Origin of the sequence: Methylocystis sp., assembly GCF_051061285.1 — a bacterium.
Taxonomy (GTDB): Bacteria; Pseudomonadota; Alphaproteobacteria; order Rhizobiales; family Beijerinckiaceae; genus Methylocystis.
Genome location: NZ_JBPFEA010000005.1, coordinates 1 through 16,262 on the forward strand (window position 1 = coordinate 1; position 16,262 = coordinate 16,262).

Below are 16,262 nucleotides of genomic sequence, written 5' to 3' on the forward strand. Positions count from 1 at the left end.
GGCGTTATGACAGTACCGGCAGTCGATCCCCAATCCGCTGACGTGATGTTGATGGCTGAAGGGGACCGGCTGCGCGGGAGCCCAATTCACGCTTCGCGCAGAATCGCTGCGCGGCCAAAGCCAAACCACAAGCGAAAACGCTACAAGAGCGAGCGCCAACAGCAGGAGCGCCAGCGAAGCCCAGAAGTTCGCGGCGGGTCGAAAGACTGAGCCCATGAATCGCCCCGTGAACCGCTCCGCTTCCGCCAAACGCGCTCTGGCGGCGCGGCTAGATCCAAGCCTACAGGTGGTTCAGCACGCGCCTGCGGCAAGCGCCCGGGCTCAAAGGGCGTCGATGGAGCACTGGCCGCATCCCAGAAGGGAGGTCGTTTCGAATCATCGACGCCGCCCGAGTCATTCGCGCGACGGCCCTCGTCGAGAATGAGCGCGGCGGATCTGCGCGCTTCGGGCGGTTTAGCGGTTCACAGGCCGGGCTGAAGTTGGGCGCGTCGCGCGAAAATGTAGCTGGCGATCAGTCCGAGCATCGCGAATAGGGTGACGACCGAAAACAGGTAATTGTGGCCGGCGGTCCCCGGCCACTGGTCGAGCAGATAGCCCATGAGCGGCCCCATAAAAATATCCGGCGTGTAGCCGATCACCGATATCAAGCCAACTGCGCTCCCTGTGTGCTCCATAGGAATTTTGCCATCTTGCATGATGGCGAAATACAGGCCGCGCAGCGCGAAGACGCCGATACTGGTGAAGATTATCGTCAAAACAAACGTCCATACCATGCCCGCGCCAATAACGCCGGAGGCCAGCACGGAGCTCCCGGCTGCGAGAAGCACGAAACAGCCGACGATCATGAGGGGCGCGCCAACACGCTCTGCCAGGTAGCCGGCGCCAATGGCCGCAGCCGGTCGTATCCAGAGCGATGCGACGCCGGCCCGCGCCGCCTCTACCTGATTCAGGCCGATGACCTGATTCGCATACAGCGAAAAGTCGTCGATCGCCTTGAAGCCCACGTAGGCACACAGGATCACCGCAGCCTGCAGCCAAACTGACGGCATGGCGAACACGCGGGCGACGTCGCTTATTGACACCGCTCGCTGCGCCGGCGTTTTGCGCTCCGGCACCGCCAGCCAGATGAGCAAGGCGGCTCCGCAGGTCATAGCGGACAACAGCAGTATGATCCATCGCAATGATTCCGTGCGCTGCGCGAGACTGGCCGTCTCGCTGTCTTCTGGCAACAGCGCGGCGAATAGAACCACCATGATCGACGCCATGACGGCCGACAGCGCGCCTCTACCGCCCTCGAGCAATCCGAACGCGCGGCCTTGGGAAAAATTGAGTCCCCACTCACGCGTGGCGCGAATCAACGGCGCCCAGAACAGCGCGATCGTGGTGATTCCCCAGTACCCATATAAGATCGCCAGCGTCGACGGGGATGGAATCGCCACCATCACAAGGCCGCCGACGGCGGTGGACGTCAACGCGGCAGTCAACATTGTGCGTGCGGGGTATCTGTCGGCGAGCGGCCCGCCGAACAAATACGCGGCCATTGCAACCACCCCATAAACCGCATAGGCGGCGCCGAGTTCGAGATTGGTGACGTCGAACACATCAAGGAGCGTCGGCCGGAATACGCGAGCCAAGACGAAAGGCAGCAAAAAGACGGATTCCCCGGCGACAATCAGCGCCGCGATCGCCAGTCCTCGCCGTGGCCCCTGATGGGTGGGGTTTTGCGTCATCTTTCCTTGGTTGCGTGTGTGGGGCTCCGGCCGTTTCGCGGCGGCGCGCGGGTGTATCAAGGGTAGGCTCTGCGTATGAGTTGAACCGTCACTCTTCGATAATTCGGCTTTTTGTCCGACCATAGGGTTTTCATCTCCGCGCTGGGATGTACACTAAGTCGTTGTCTTGGGCTGGAGCCGGCGCACATCGAGTTCCTTTATAGCAGGCGCTCTGCTGCGAGCGTCCGGTGTGTGAGGGCGGTCGGTCGATCCATCCATCCAGCGAAGAAGGAGATGGGAATAGGTTCTCTTCCAATGGCGCTTGCGACAGCCGGCCTCTTTGGTTTGTTGCTAAGCGCCTCGCCTGCGAACGGTCCAGCCATTCGCGATGCGGCGGCAGTCACGTCTTTTGTCCAGGAGGCGAGGGGCCGCGTGTGACGACGATGCTGGCGCGGCCCTTACGGCGGCCGTCAATGCCGTGTGTGGCGACGGTGCTGGTGAGGATGATTCGTCGACGCGCGCTCTAGCGGGCTCATTGCCGCTTCGCTTCGAGGCTGGGCGCTCGCGCCTTTTGGATGGATGAGGCGGCCTTAAGGGACTCGGACCGTCGGCGTTGCTTGCAAGGCGCTTATCGTTAACTGCCGTGCGATGGTTGCACGACGCGCATCTGTGCGCCAGCATAAACGCTGGCTTCGCTCGGAGTCGATGTTCACGGTCGTAGCTTGATGCCCGCGACCGTATTCTCCAGAAGTTGATGGAAGGGGACGCCGAAATATGTGTTGAGGCGCTGCAGTGCGTCACTGCAGCAAGCTCACGGCTTGCGGGCCGCGCGTCTGACTCTGAAAATCCCTTGCGGTCCGAGCCAGCCGCGCGTCACGCGCGAGGTGGCGTCGGCGCTACGATTCGTCATGCGTCTCCGGATATGACGTCATCCTCGGTGCGCGTGTTGCGCGTCGCATGCCCGCCTTTTTTGCCAGCTTGTGACGCGAGCTGTCGATCGACGGAAAAACTGCGCTTTGACGCGCTGACTGCAAGTCCGCCTTTGCGTCCCGCCGTCGACGCAAGGTCGGGGTTTTTGGCGAAACTGCGTTGTTCGCCCGGCACGCTTTTGCCGCCCTTGCGCGCAATTTCACGTTGCCGCTCCGGCGTCATCGACGCGAAACCCCTCCGGGACTTGGTGGTCGCCGAAACCGTATCCATCTGTCGCGCTCCAATTCTGCGTCGAAGACTCCTCCGCAACAACCGAAGCGGCAGAGGCCGCTCAGCAAACCAGGCAAACGACGCCGGCGCTGCTTACCTTTCGAAAAGGCGGCTGAGCGATGTCCATTTTCGCTAAGACTAAGCGGCTGCCAAGCTGGTAATCTTACGTAGAAATGGCATTTTTCGACCCATCAGAGTCTGTCAGTGTTCCTGGGCCTTTCGCGAGGTCTGGGGGGCGGGCTCATGAGTTGAGAACGGCTTTTGACGGTAAGACTTCGTAAAGGCTCGCTCTGGTCGGTCTGATACGGCGTAACGGAATCTTTTCCGTCCCAGAGCAGTCTGTTCTCTTGCTTTCGGTCGACGTGCGCCGTGTCTATTCGTGAATACAACAAAATGGCTGATCCAATATTCCACTTACGTAAGTCTACCAATTTTGCTTCGCGCGCGAGCGTGCTCTTATGCAATAGGCGTCGATCTCTCCAAGTAAATGCCGCCGCAAGAGCGGCAACAGCGCCTTAAGTAGAGCACGAAGAACACGACGGGAGCGTCCAATGTTGTCGGCGTCGCGGTGTAGGGAGCAGTCGGGTCTCGCGCCACGCGAAGTGGTTACGATGCTTTCGCTCAAGCAAAAACAGTTGTTTGCGAGCTACCAGCTGAACCTGCAAAAGGGCGAGTGGTTCGTATATGAATTGATGGTGTCGGATATGCAGGGTCTTATGGATCTCGGCGCACAGGCGCTTGCGACAGACGTGCTCGTTGTCTTCCGCATTTTCATGCGGGACCGTCCGCAATTCAACGCCTATGTGCGGCGTACCCCGGCGTTTAAAGGCTTGTACGGGAATCGATCGGCGCGGCGGACGCTCGACTCGCTTATTGCGGGAGCGGGGGAGGCAAATTCAGTCTGCAATTCGCACTGAGTAGGACAAACAATCACTGGCGTGAGCTCTGCCGCCGCCACCTTGGCGGGTCTTGCTGCTCAATCCGGAACAGCGCGATCTGACTGAAGGGGCGGACGCGCCGCAAAAGCAATGACGACGGAGTCTGTGCGCTGTCACGCATACGGCGTCATAGATCGCAGGCTATAGGGGGTCGCGCTTGCCGAACATGCGGCGTATGGCGGCGAGTGCGACGGAATATATGATTGAATCAGGCCAATAGGATCGCTTCGGTGGATGATGCTGGTCCCAACGTATTTGGCGTTAGTCGTAGAGAGCTCGAACGCCTGAGAGCCATTAGCAGATTGGCTGCGACGTTTGCCCACAATATCAATCAACCGCTGACTGCGGCGAGCGCCTATCTCAGGGCGGCGCAGCGCCTCGCAGGAGGGCTTCCGAAGGAGTCGGTCACGCCGATCGTTGGAGCGCTCGACAAGGCTGTCATGCAGATCATGCGCGCCGGGCAGGTCGTTCGCAGTCTAAGCGAGCTTGTTGCGCAGGGCGAGCCAGACAAGACGCTCTTTAGCGTTAATTTGTTGATCGAGGAGACGCTTTCACTCGTCGCTGCGGAGGCCGCCGAGGCTGGCGTCTCGATCAGCAAGAAGCTGACAAAAGACGACGATTTCATCGTCGCCGACCGTGTCCAGATCAAACATGTTCTGGCGAACCTTATGCGAAACGCAATTGAAGCGATGCAGGATTTGCCGCGACGCGAGCTGTTGGTTTCCACAGCGACGCAAGCTGCAAAGGCCATACGCGTCGATGTTCAAGACACCGGCTGCGGACCAGCCGGAAAGGAAAAAGCCGATCTGCTTGATCTTTTTGCGATGCGGAAAGATGGAATGGGCATTGGGCTGTCGATTTCCCGCGCAATCGTCGAAGCGCACGATGGCCGACTATGGGCTAAGGCCAATCCCGAAGGCGGCGCTATATTCTCCTGTGATCTTCCATTGCGAGGACGAGATTTCAGCGGATGAACTCGGGAACGGTTTTTGTCGTGGACGACGATGCGGCGGTGCGCGACGCGCTTCAGCTTCTACTCGAATCTGAAGGGTTCGCCGTATCGAGTTTTCCGTCGGCGCCAGCTATGCTTTCGTCCATCGGGCCGGAAAGCGCCGGGTGCGTCATCGCTGATGTTCGCATGCCGGAAGTGAGCGGACTCGACCTGATCCTCGAGATGAAGAACCGAAATCTTCATCTGCCGATCATTATCATCACGGGCCATGGCGACGTGCCTCTCGCCGTCGAGGCCATGAAGCGCGGCGCTGTCGATTTTCTCGAGAAGCCGTTCGATGACGATGCGCTCTTTGCAGCCGTCAAGGGTGCGCTATCGAAGCACGAAGCTGTGCAGTCGCGCTATGCGGAAGAGCGGCAGATCTCTGAAAGATTTATGTCGTTGACCAAGCGGGAGCGCGAAATTCTCGAAAGGCTCGCGCAAGGCCGCTCGAACAAGGTCATTGCTCATGATCTCGGCATCAGCGTGCGCACGGTGGAAGCGCATCGCGCCAACGTCATGGCGAAAATGCGCGTCAAGAACCTCGCGGAGCTGGTCCGAATGTTTCTTAACGGTCGGAATATCAGCTTTGGCGCGTGACCTCGCCAAGCGTCATTCGCGAACATCCGCGTCATCAATCACGCGTCGCAGGCAATTTGGATGCGCGGAGGCTGCCTTGCCAAAATGCGCGCACTAAGTATCCAAGTGGAAACCGCCGAGCGCAAGAGGAGCGAATTGGTCATGCGAGCGCCAATCTCCCCGACAGACGCTGTCCAACTGAGCGACTTCTCTGTTTCGACGCCCTCGGCGCGGCGTGTTCTCGTCATCGACGACGATAGGGACGTCGCCGATAGCCTGGCGATGTTGCTGGACGTCCTGGGATGCGACGTGAGAACGGCCTATAGCGGCGCGGTGGGCGTCTCGCTCGTGTCCGATTTCCAGCCGAGGATTGTGTTCCTAGACATCGGCATGCCCGAGATGAACGGCTATGAAACCGCGCGGCGCATTCGCAACGAGCCAGCCGGTCGGCAGGCGCAGCTGATTGCGCTCACCGGCTGGGGGCAGGATTTGGACAAGAAGCGCACCCGCGAAGCGGGATTCGACCGCCATCTGGTCAAGCCGGCCGATATCGACATTTTGGAAGAAATCCTTGCCGCCTGCGGCGAGGAATCACAGCAAGTTTAAGCGACATATCGGCGCACGCGTCTTGAATGCCGCCTCTTAGCGAGCCTTTTCGTCAGGCCCCCTCTTCACGCGGCTTGGCCCTTTGTTTGCCGCTCTGACGCCGTTGCAGGAGGCCCCTGCCGTCCATCAGGGGCGGCTCATGCGACGCGCAGCCGCAGCGAAAGCGCGCCGCTAGCGCCGCGCCTCAGCTGGATTTTCCAGGAACGCCGGCGTTAGTAGGAGTGTCGCGGCGGACGACCGTCCTGACATAATTCTCGGCGGGAACATCGTGAGGCCTGAGCGTCCCAGGCGCGGCTGCGCAAGCAGTGGGCCGAGGTCTCGCGCGAAAGCAAGGCGCGCATACGCTTGCAGTTAAGTATTGCAGGACGGCGATTTCCAACAGAAGCGTCAGGATTGCGCCGGCGGACGCTGGACCAACAGCGCGGAGGTGTTTCTGTTCGGCGTCTTACCCAATTCTGTCTGTTGGATAGCAAATGACCTTTTCGAATATGGAGACGTTCTGGGTTGTAAATTGGACAACGGATGTCGCTGGACAATGCGAGTATATCGATCGGCAATGGCCAAGAATTACAGGCCAAACAGCCGAAGCCGCGATGGGCGGAGGGTGGCTCAATTCCATCCACCAGGACGATCTGGAGCAGGTGAAGGTCGAGCTAGGTCTGGCGAGCGGATCAGAGCGCCCGTTTCAGATCGTCGCAAGGCTTAGACGCCAGGATGGTCAATTTCGCTGGGCGTTGGCGGTTGGCGCGCCGCGCTATGATGAGCAGGACGTATTCATTGGCTACGGCGGCTCCATCATCGATTTCCATGATCGGATAGATATAACCGAGCGCAAAGAGCGCTTGGACGCGTTGCGGGCAAGCGAAGAGCGCGATCGTCCGCTTTTTGAGACGAGTCGCGACGGCATCGTCACCGTCGATATGAGCGGCCGTATTCTCGAAGCCAACCCTGCTTACCAGAAGATGCTCGGCTACACGCTCGAAGAGCTGAAGCGACTGACTTATCAAGAACTGACCCCAGAAGTCTGGCATGACATGGAGGCGGCGGTCGTGCGGGAGCACATTCTTCCGCGCGGCGAATCCGCCGAATATGAGAAGGAATATATCCGCAAGGATGGAACCGTATTTCCGATAAGTCTGCGAACGTGGACCGTTGTCGATGAAAGAGGCCATATTGTCGGCATGCGCGCCTTCGTGCGCGACATCACCGAACGCAAGCAGGCAGAAGCGGCGTTGCGCGACAGTGAGGAACGCTTCCGCGTATCCTTCGCCAACGCCTCGATCGGCTTTGCGGTGAACGGGCCAGACGATACGTACCTGGACGCCAACAGCGCTTACTGTGGGATCACCGGCTACACGCGCGAGGAACTTCTTGCCCTCGAGGGGTCGGATCTGATCCATCCGGATGATTGGCCAGCCAACAGGGCCCTATCCGAACGGATGCTCGCCGGCGAGATTCCGGGCTTCGTCGTCGAGAACCGCTACATTCGGAAGAACGGCGAAAGCATTTGGGTCCGCAAGAGCGTCTCGCTCATTCGCTGCGCCGACGGCAAACCACGGTGGATCATCACTCTCGTCGAGGACGTCACCGAGCGCAGGCTGGCCGAAGAGGCGCTGCAGCAAAGCCGCAACGATCTCGACCGCGCCCAGGAGGTCGGAAAGATCGGCTGGTGGCGGCTCGACGTGCGTCGGAACGTTTTGACCTGGTCGGACGAGAACCATCGAATATTCGGCGTGCCAAGGGGGACGCCGCTGACCTATGATAATTTTCTCTCCTTGGTGCACCCGGACGACCGGGCCGACGTCGATGCAAAATGGCAGGCCGGCCTGCGCGGCGAACCCTACGACATCGAGCACCGCATAGTGTCCGGGGACGAGATCAAATGGGTGCGTGAGAAAGCCTATCTGGAATTTGACGCGGCGGGCGCGCTTCTAGGCGGCTTCGGCATTACGCAGGACATCACCGACCGAAAGCAGGCGGAGGAGGCGCTGCGCGAGAGCGAGGCTCGGCTGCGGTTGGCGACCGAGGCTGCGAAGATCGGCGCATTCGACTGGCGCATTCCGACGGACGTGAATATCTGGACGCCGGAATTGGAGGCGATGTATGGGCTGGCGCCGGGCGAATTCGGCCGGAGGCGGTCGGCCTGGGAGCAGTTGGTGCACCCAGACGATCGTGCGGGCGCGGTCGCCAAGGTTAACGAAACGCTGGCGACGGGCGAGCCCGTCGAGCATGAGTGGCGGGTCGTATGGCCCGACGGCAGCGTGCACTGGATTGCCGGGCGGTTTCAAAGTTTCAAGGACGCCGCCGGCACGCCGGTGCGCCTCACGGGCGTGAACATCGACGTTTCCGAGCGCAAGCGGGTCGAGAAGGCGCTGCGCGAAAGCGAGCTGCGCTATCGCTCTCTCGTGGAAGCTGCGAGCGCGATCACATGGAGCTGTCCGCCATCCGGACTGCATGAAAAGCCGCAACAGGAATGGATGGCCTTCACGGGTCAGACCGCCGAGGAAATGCTCGGCGACGGCTGGACCAAGGTCGTTCACCCTGATGACCTCGAGGCAGTGGCGGCGCAGTGGCGAGCAGCCGTCGCGCGCGGCGAGCCGTTTTGGAGCGAGCACCGCATCCGCCGACATGATGGCGAGTGGCGCTGGATGCGCGTTCAGGCCGCACCCGTCCGCGCCGCAACCGGCGAGATCGTCGAATGGTTCGGCAGCAATACCGATATCGACGATCTCAAGCAGGCCGAACTGGCGCTACGGGAAAGCCAGCAGCAGCTCGCGCTGGCGCTGGAAGCCGGCCAGCTGGGATTCTGGGACTGGCACGTGCCCAGCGGCCGGGTCCAGTTCGGCGGCAGTTGGGCGTCCATGCTTGGGTATGAACTCAGCGAGATTGAACCCGATGTGCGAGCCTGGGAAAGGCTGATTCATCCCGACGAGAGGGAGGAGGTCGCCGCCAGACTGACTGACCATCTGGAGGGTCGCTCGGATTTCTACGAATGCGAGCACCGCCTGCGTCACAAGGATGGGTCTTGGCGCTGGATTCTGGACCGCGGACGGGTCGTTGAGCGGGACGCCGCTGGCCTGCCGCTAAGGGCGATCGGCACTCATGCCGACGTGACGGCGCGTCATGAGGCCGAAGCCGCGCTGCAAGACGCCGACCGCCGCAAGGACGAGTTCCTCGCCACTCTGGCGCATGAATTACGTAACCCGCTCACTCCGATCCGGAACGCCGTGCATATCTTGAAAAAGAAATATGGTCCCCAATTTCCTGACACTCCGCTGCTCGCTATGGTTCAGCGACAGGTCGATCACCTTGTTCGCCTCGTGGATGATCTTCTGGAAATCTCCCGGATCGGCCGTGGCAAAGTCGCCTTGCGCAAGGAAAACGTCGCCGTGTCGGATTTCTTGCGGCACGCCTTGGAATCCTGTCATCCGCTCATCGAAAGCAAGAGCCACCGCGTAACCATGAAGGTCGCGGATGAGCCGCTGCGGGTTTTCGGCGACTCCGTCCGTCTGGCGCAGATTGCGGCCAATATCATCAACAACGCGGCGAAATACACGCCGCGGGGCGGGCGCATCGAAATCGACGCCGCTCGCAGGGGCCATGAAGTCGTTCTGCGGGTTCGCGACAATGGCGTCGGCATCAGCGCCGACATGATGCCGCGAGTTTTCGATCTCTTCGCGCAAACGGACGGCCAAATTCGGCTTTCCGAGGGAGGGCTCGGCATCGGCCTCGCGCTCGTGCGCAGCCTCGTGGAAATCCACGGCGGCCGGGTGGAAGCGCGCAGCGAGGGCGTCGGCCGGGGCAGTGAATTCATCGTCAGTCTGCCGCTCGCGGACTGCGGCGCCCTTCGCCTCCGCTGAACTGGTCCGCCTCAAGGCATGTGCGGCGTGTCGACAAGAGACGCCATCCGGCCGCAGCGAGGACGGCGAGGATACGATCGCGCCTATTCCGCTCCGTAACCCTCCCCGGAGGCCGCCGCCCCGTGTGTCTTGCAGATCAATCCTATTCTGCGGCAGTCGGCGCATAGTTTGGATTGGATTCGGTGAGAACCGCGTCGAAGCCTTCGAATTCGGGGCCGCCCAGATAGAGATCGCGGTTCTGACCAGCGTTTTTGTGAGCCTCACGGAAATGTTCGGAATGCGTCCAATCGATGAAGTGCTGCCGAGTTTCCCACAGCGCATGCGACGCATAGAGAATGTGGTCCTCCCGCTCGGGCCCCTTGAGCAGATGGAAGACGATGAAGCCGGGCCTTTCCTGAAGCCGCGACTGACGCGATCGCCAGACGTCCTCGAAGGCCTGTTCCTTGCCCTTGACGATTTTGAAGCGGTTCATCGCGACAAACATGACTCGGCTCCTGTCATTGGTTTCGGCGGGTTCCGCCAGCGTTCTTAGCTAATCGTCCTCAGGGCGAAAGGCAAAGAGCCTGGTTGCAGCAGCGCAGCCGCCTAGCCGTAGCGACGGCTTGGACTCGAGGGCAGCCGATGCGAGAACAAAGTCTGTGAAAGGATGCTGGCGACACGCTCTGTCACGCGGCAGCGACTCCGCTAAGATCACAATCCTATTGTGGACCACGGCGCAAAACTGAGTTAGGAGCGAAATTTAGCAGCTGCGTGAAGTAAAGTCGGAGATTGACGCCTCAGCCGCAGATCCGCGAACGCGCACGAGCAAAGGAGCCTTCTCGCTGACCGTGGCGTGTGTAGAAATTGTCCATGAGTTGGACAAGCGACTGCGGTTGCGGATTTTGTCCGATGCGGACGATTTTGCGCAGACGGAAGTTGCGCTGCGACAGCTTCCCGGCGTCGCCTCTGTGCGCGCCAATCGCGCCTGCGCATCTTTGACGCTGGTGTATGATGGACAGCCCGAGGTCCGCGACTCCATTCTCGAAACCGCACGTCGAACGCCATCAATGGCCGCGGATATATGGCGACCTCCACCAGCCGCCAACGCCAAGCGCGTGACTCTCGCGGCCGGCGCGATCGCAGCCGCGCTCCTCCTTCCCGCGCCGCTCGCCGCAGCGATCACTTGGCTCAACATCGCGGGCGTCCTCGCGCGCGGCATCCTTGCGGCGTCGCGCGGCAAGCTGAAGACCGATGTTCTTGATGCGCTCGCCATCGGCGTGCCGGCGGCGCGCCAGGAATATGTCACCGCCAGCGTGACCCGCTTCCTGCTTGCGCTGGCGGAGCATATCGAGGCCACCACCGTCCAGCAGTCAGACGAATTACTGCGTTCGCTCCTGCGACAGGCGCCTGGCGATGTCTGGGTGGAAGCGCAAGACGGCGAACTCGCGCGCGTGCCGTTCACGCAGCTTAAAGGCGGCGAGCGCATCGTCGTCGGCGCCGGCGAAACCATTCCGGTCGATGGCCAGGTGGTGGCCGGCGACGCCTATGTCGATCACTCCTCAGTGACTGGCGAAAGTCTTCCCCTGCCGCGCGTGGTCGGAGATCAGGCGGTCGCGGGCAGCGTTGTCACCGATGGACGGCTCGTGGTCCAGGCTGAGCGCGTAGGCGACGACACCACGACGGGACGCATTTCGCGCTACATTCAGGACGCTCTCGACCGTCCGGCCGACATCCAGACTGTGTCCAGCGTCTTTGCGGATCGGCGCGTCGGCATTACGCTGGCCACAGCTGCGGTGGTGTTCGCGCTCGCGCGCGACTGGCGACGGATCGAATCCGTCTTCATGGTCGACTATTCCTGCGCCGTGAAGCTCGGCACGCCGATCGCGATCAAGTCGGCGATGTATCGGGCCGCGCAGGAAGGCTGTCTGGTCAAGAGCGGAACGGCGATCGAAACGCTTGCCGGGGTCGACACGATCGTTTTCGATAAGACCGGCACGCTGACCCACAACACGCTCGAGGTCACGGACATTTGTCCGCTGGACCCAAGGATCGACGAAGAACGGGCGGCGGCCATGGTCGCTTCGCTCGGCGAGCACACGAGCCATCCCATCGCGCGCGCCGTTGTCGGGCTCGCGCGGCAGCGCCGGCTCGCCCATATCCCGCATGAGGCGGTAAATTTCATTGTCGGTCACGGCGTGGAAGCGAATGTCGATGGACGTCGCATCCGGTTTGGCAGCCGGCATTATCTCGAAGACGACGAGCACATTTCATTCGCGGACGCCCGCAAGACCGTGCGAGCGCTTCAAGAGCAAGGCAAATCGCTTCTCTATGTCGCCGCCGATGAGCGTCCGATTGCGGTTTTTGCATTGCGCGACCGATTGCGACCGGAGAGCGCGAGCACGCTTGCGCAGTTGCGCGCGTTAGGAGTCAAGCGCCTCGTGATGATCACGGGCGATCGCCAGGCGCCGGCGCTGGCTTTCGCAGAGACGCTTGGCATAGATGCGGTGCATTATGAACAGCAGCCGGAGGACAAGGCCAACATTATAGAGGCGCTCAAGCAGGAGGGCCGCCGCGTCGCTTATATCGGAGATGGCGTGAATGACGGTCCCGCATTGATGGCGGCGGATGTCGGCATCTCAATGCCGCGCGCCGCCGACATTGCCCGAGCCAGCGCCGACATTGTGTTGCTGGAAGATAGACTGGATTCCATCGTCACGATACTCGCGGTCGCTCAAGAAGCGATGCGTTTGATCCACGCGAACTTCCGATTCGCAGTTGGCGTGAATTCGGCGATTCTGGCCGCGGCGGCGTTCGGGCGTCTTTCTCCTCTCGCCGCCGCCACGCTGCACAATGGGACGACGATCGCCGTCCTGCTGCGCGCCCTGCTGAGCGGACGCGCGCACAGTTCCGTCACGGAGAAAATCTCACGCGACTCTGTCGCACTCGAGCACAGCCGGGCGCAAGAACAATAGCAGAGCTCCTTCAACTCGGCGGCGTAAGCGCCCGCCGGGTGAATCACGCTTAGCTGTACGCGTTGCGCCCAACCACGAATCCTGAAGCGTGATGTGGCTGGCGAGATCAAACGCCAGAAAGACCACCGCCCTTGCGATCTCCTTTGACCGGTCCGCCGCGTGATCGGATCCTGTTGGCTTCGGCGCTGCACGGTGACTGCGTGTCGCTTTGTTTACAACTTAAGCAATAAAGTACTGGCTACTTTGTAATGAGAATAAATACAAGTAATATATGGTACATATGTCACATCGCGCTTAAAATACTTCCGAAATGACGGTTACATAATTGACGAAAAAAAAATATTCGAGCTATGTGCAGCATACAAAGCGAGGCGTCGCGCTGCACAATAGTAGAGGCGGAAGAATGACCAAGAAACATTCCGGATTTTCCTGCCTGGACATCTCGGCGATCGGGAAAAAATCCCTGCTTGTATGTCGTCTCGGCGCGCCGGTCGTGATCGCGCTCGAAGTCGCATCGGCCCTGGCGCAGAACGGCTCGCAAACATTGCCTCCGGTGACCGTGGATGCGCCGCGCGAAAAGCCGCAAGCCAAACCGCGGCAACAAACGCAACGCCCAGTCGCATCGAGCGCGCGTGCGAGCAGCGCTCATCCGAGCGGCCCGAGACCGCACGTGGCTTCGACGCCGCGCGGCGCGACTTCCGCCGCCCCGCAGGACGGTCCTGCGCTGCTCTCCGGCGCAAGCGGCGTCGCGCCGTCTCCGCCAACGGGCGAAATCGGCAATCTTCCGCCGGCCTACGCCGGAGGCGAGGTCGCTCGCGGCGCCCGGCTCGGCATGCTCGGCAATCGCGATTTCATGGATACGCCGTTCAATATGACGAGCTACACGTCGGCGCTGATCGAAAACCAGCAGGCGCGCACCTTGCAGCAGGTCTTGGAGAACGATCCGTCGGTCCGCATGGCCACGTCTGCGGGACACATTCGCGAGAACTTTAGAATTCGCGGCTTTCCGGTGCTCGGCAGCGAGCTGGCGCTCAACGGCATGTACGGCCTCGCGCCCGACGGCCATGTCCCAACGGAGTTTCTGGAGCGGGTCGAAGTCCTCAAGGGACCCGGTGCGCTGCTCAACGGCATGGCGCCTTTCGGCGCGGTCGGCGGTTCGATCAATCTCGTCACCAAACATGCCGGCGACACGCCGATCACCAGCGTCAGCACGGATTACACATCCAGTTCTCAGTTCGGCACGCATATCGACGTCGGCCGGCGCGGCGGCGACCACAATCAGTTCGGCATTCGCTACAACGGCGTTTATCGCAGCGGCGGGACCGCGCTCGACGAGCAGTGGAAGGTGCGCGGCCTGAACGCGCTGGCGCTCGATTTCCGGGAGGAGCGCCTCAGGCTTTCGATTGACGCCTATCACAGTCAGGAAATCTTCAAGAACGGCAGCGCGCTCATGGCGAGCTTCTCCGGCATTGGCGTGGCCGCGGCGCCAAGCGCAACCAAGAATCTGTTTGTCGGCTCCAACGCCCGGTTCGAAAACAAGGCGATCGAAGCGCGCGCCGAGCTGGACATCGCCGAGAATGTCACGGTTTTCGGCGGAATCGGCTTTTTGGACAGCCGGAACTTCGGCTTCACCAACGGAACTCAGGCGGCAAACGTAAACCTGCTCGGCAACTACTCCGGAGCCCGAATCGTCAATCTGCGCGGCTATACCAATTCGCTGTCGACGCAGGGCGGCATTCGCGGTCAAGTAGACACGGGACCGCTGCGCCATCAATTCGTGCTGAGCGCCTCGGCGCTAAAATTCAGCCAAAGCTCCGAATTCGGATTTATCTCGCCTTACAGCTCCAACATTTACGTGCCCGTCGTGCCGCCTCAGGCGCCGCCTCCGCCGGTCGTTCCGAATACGCCGTTCCGTCTCGGACAAGCCTATTTCGCGACCGATCCGAGAAAGACCGCAGAAACCTATCTGGCGAGCCTCGCCTTCGCCGACACGATTTCGGCTTTCGACGAACGCATCCAGCTCATCGGCGGCTTGCGCAGTCAGCGGGTGATGACCAAGACGTTTCAAGCCAATACGGGCATAGAGACGAATTCCTATGACAGCCATCGGCTCTCACCGGCTTTTGCGCTGATCGTCAAGCCATTCGACAAGCGTCTCTCGCTTTACGCCAATTATATCGAAGGGCTCACGCAAGGCTTGCGCGTCACCAACCCGCTGTCGACCAATTACAACGAGTCGTTTGCACCCTTCGTCTCCAAGCAGATCGAGACCGGCGCGAAGCTCGATTTGGGCATTCTCGCCAATACGCTGAGCTTTTACGAAATCACCCAACCGACGCTTGCGACCGTGACCACGGGAGGCCGCGTATCTTACAAACCCGTCCAGCAGCGCAACCAGGGCATCGAGTGGAACGTCTTCGGCGAGCCGATCCCGGGCGTCCGTGTGCTCGGCGGCGTCTCTTATATGATCGGCGTCATCACGCAGAGCGCGGACGGAAAGACCACCGGTAAAAACGCCTTCGGCATACCAAGATGGCAGGCGAACATCTACGGCGAATGGGACCTTCCCTATCTGGTCGGGGTGACCGTGGAAGGCCGCGTCATCTATACGAGCGCCCTCTATGTCGACTCGTTGAACTACTACCGAATTCCTGAATGGGCGCGCTTCGACGCAGGCGCTCGCTACACCACGAAGATCTACGGCACAGACATGACGCTGCGGGCGAATGTGAACAATCTGTTCAACCACAGCTATTGGTCCGGCGCCTTCAATGACGGCTTCGCCACGCTCGATGCGCCGCGCACCGTCCTGCTGTCGGCGACATTCAACTTCTAAGAATAGGGAGTGGACGTTGAACCTCTCGCCCGCAGCTATTCAATTCGCCGCCTGCGTGGCCATCGCGACGGGCGCCGCCAGCCTCTATCTCGGCGCGCAGAACCAGCGCTGGTTGTCGCGGCCGTTGCCTGGGTTGTGGAGCGGCGTCGCTGGCGCGGCGCTGCTGCTTCTCGGCGTTTTTCTGTGGAGTCAGACGGTTCAGCTTTCAACTTCGATTTTCGGGACGCTCGCCCTGGTCATGCTTCTGTTCATCGCTTTCCCGTGCTTGGGCGTGCTGCGAAACTTCATCAGGAACGCGCCATGAGTCAGATCAGACGCGATTGGGTGAGCAAAACCTCGGCCGGCGCCATTCTGGGCTTCAGCCTCGCGATCGCGCTTGCGGGCGTCTTTGCGTGGCTCAGTCCCGGCGGACTGGCGACCCCGAATAAATTTCAGCTCGTGATGTGGCTGATCGCGCCGATCTGGCTGACGACGCTGAGCCTGTGTTTCTTCTTTTCGAGCGGTATGCGCGCCTGGCTCTGGCTGGGCGGCGTAAATCTACTGGCGTACGCCGGCCTCTTCGCCTGCCGCCTTCTCCTTCGCTAATCGGGAC

Annotated in this window: 12 protein-coding genes; 9 read left to right on the plus strand and 3 right to left on the minus strand. The window is 60.9% G+C overall.

Annotated features, from left to right (window positions below; translation table 11 throughout):
• Positions 1-461: 461 nt before the first annotated feature.
• Together ACR65T_RS00860 and ACR65T_RS00865 are read right to left on the minus strand one after the other, a co-directional pair.
• On the minus strand, positions 462-1,730 hold the full coding sequence (locus ACR65T_RS00860; RefSeq protein WP_434494710.1) for an MFS transporter: 1,269 nt from the start codon (positions 1,728-1,730) through the stop codon (positions 462-464).
• Positions 1,731-2,615: 885 nt separating this feature from the next.
• The gene (locus ACR65T_RS00865; protein ID WP_434494711.1) at positions 2,616-2,909 is read right to left on the minus strand and encodes a general stress protein; all 294 of its coding nucleotides are present in this window, start codon (positions 2,907-2,909) and stop codon (positions 2,616-2,618) included.
• Positions 2,910-3,520: 611 nt separating this feature from the next.
• Between ACR65T_RS00865 and ACR65T_RS00870 the strand changes: the two genes are divergently transcribed.
• The 5 genes from ACR65T_RS00870 (at position 3,521) to ACR65T_RS00890 (ending at position 9,883) form a co-directional block, all read left to right on the plus strand.
• Entirely contained in the window at positions 3,521-3,826 is a 306-nt protein-coding gene (locus ACR65T_RS00870; RefSeq protein WP_434494712.1) for a hypothetical protein, read from the plus strand.
• Positions 3,827-4,149: 323 nt separating this feature from the next.
• The gene (locus ACR65T_RS00875; RefSeq protein ID WP_434494713.1) at positions 4,150-4,821 is read left to right on the plus strand and encodes a sensor histidine kinase; all 672 of its coding nucleotides are present in this window, start codon (positions 4,150-4,152) and stop codon (positions 4,819-4,821) included.
• Positions 4,818-5,438 (plus strand): response regulator FixJ, encoded by a 621-nt coding sequence (gene fixJ, locus ACR65T_RS00880; RefSeq protein ID WP_434494714.1) that lies wholly within the window; start codon positions 4,818-4,820, stop codon positions 5,436-5,438. The genes ACR65T_RS00875 and fixJ overlap by 4 nt, the downstream gene beginning before the upstream one ends.
• Before the next feature lie 141 nt (positions 5,439-5,579).
• On the plus strand, positions 5,580-6,023 hold the full coding sequence (locus tag ACR65T_RS00885) for a response regulator (RefSeq protein WP_434494715.1): 444 nt from the start codon (positions 5,580-5,582) through the stop codon (positions 6,021-6,023).
• Between the two features lie 473 nt (positions 6,024-6,496).
• Positions 6,497-9,883: a PAS domain S-box protein gene (locus tag ACR65T_RS00890; RefSeq protein WP_434494716.1), complete on the plus strand. Its 3,387-nt coding sequence runs from the start codon at positions 6,497-6,499 to the stop codon at positions 9,881-9,883.
• A gap of 142 nt (positions 9,884-10,025) precedes the next feature.
• Here ACR65T_RS00890 and ACR65T_RS00895 read toward each other — a convergent pair whose 3' ends face one another.
• Positions 10,026-10,367, minus strand: coding sequence for an antibiotic biosynthesis monooxygenase family protein (locus ACR65T_RS00895; protein WP_434494717.1), 342 nt, complete (start codon positions 10,365-10,367; stop codon positions 10,026-10,028).
• 343 nt (positions 10,368-10,710) lie between these two features.
• On the opposite strand from ACR65T_RS00895, the gene ACR65T_RS00900 reads away from it, so the two are divergent.
• The 4 genes from ACR65T_RS00900 (at position 10,711) to ACR65T_RS00915 (ending at position 16,255) form a co-directional block, all read left to right on the plus strand.
• Positions 10,711-12,834: a heavy metal translocating P-type ATPase gene (locus ACR65T_RS00900; protein WP_434494718.1), complete on the plus strand. Its 2,124-nt coding sequence runs from the start codon at positions 10,711-10,713 to the stop codon at positions 12,832-12,834.
• Positions 12,835-13,237: 403 nt separating this feature from the next.
• Entirely contained in the window at positions 13,238-15,670 is a 2,433-nt protein-coding gene (locus ACR65T_RS00905; RefSeq protein WP_434494719.1) for a TonB-dependent siderophore receptor, read from the plus strand.
• Between the two features lie 16 nt (positions 15,671-15,686).
• Positions 15,687-15,974, plus strand: a complete 288-nt coding sequence (locus tag ACR65T_RS00910) for a hypothetical protein (protein WP_434494720.1) — start codon at positions 15,687-15,689, stop codon at positions 15,972-15,974.
• On the plus strand, positions 15,971-16,255 hold the full coding sequence (locus ACR65T_RS00915) for a hypothetical protein (RefSeq protein ID WP_434494721.1): 285 nt from the start codon (positions 15,971-15,973) through the stop codon (positions 16,253-16,255). Before ACR65T_RS00910 ends, ACR65T_RS00915 begins: the two co-directional genes overlap by 4 nt.
• Positions 16,256-16,262 lie beyond the last annotated feature (7 nt).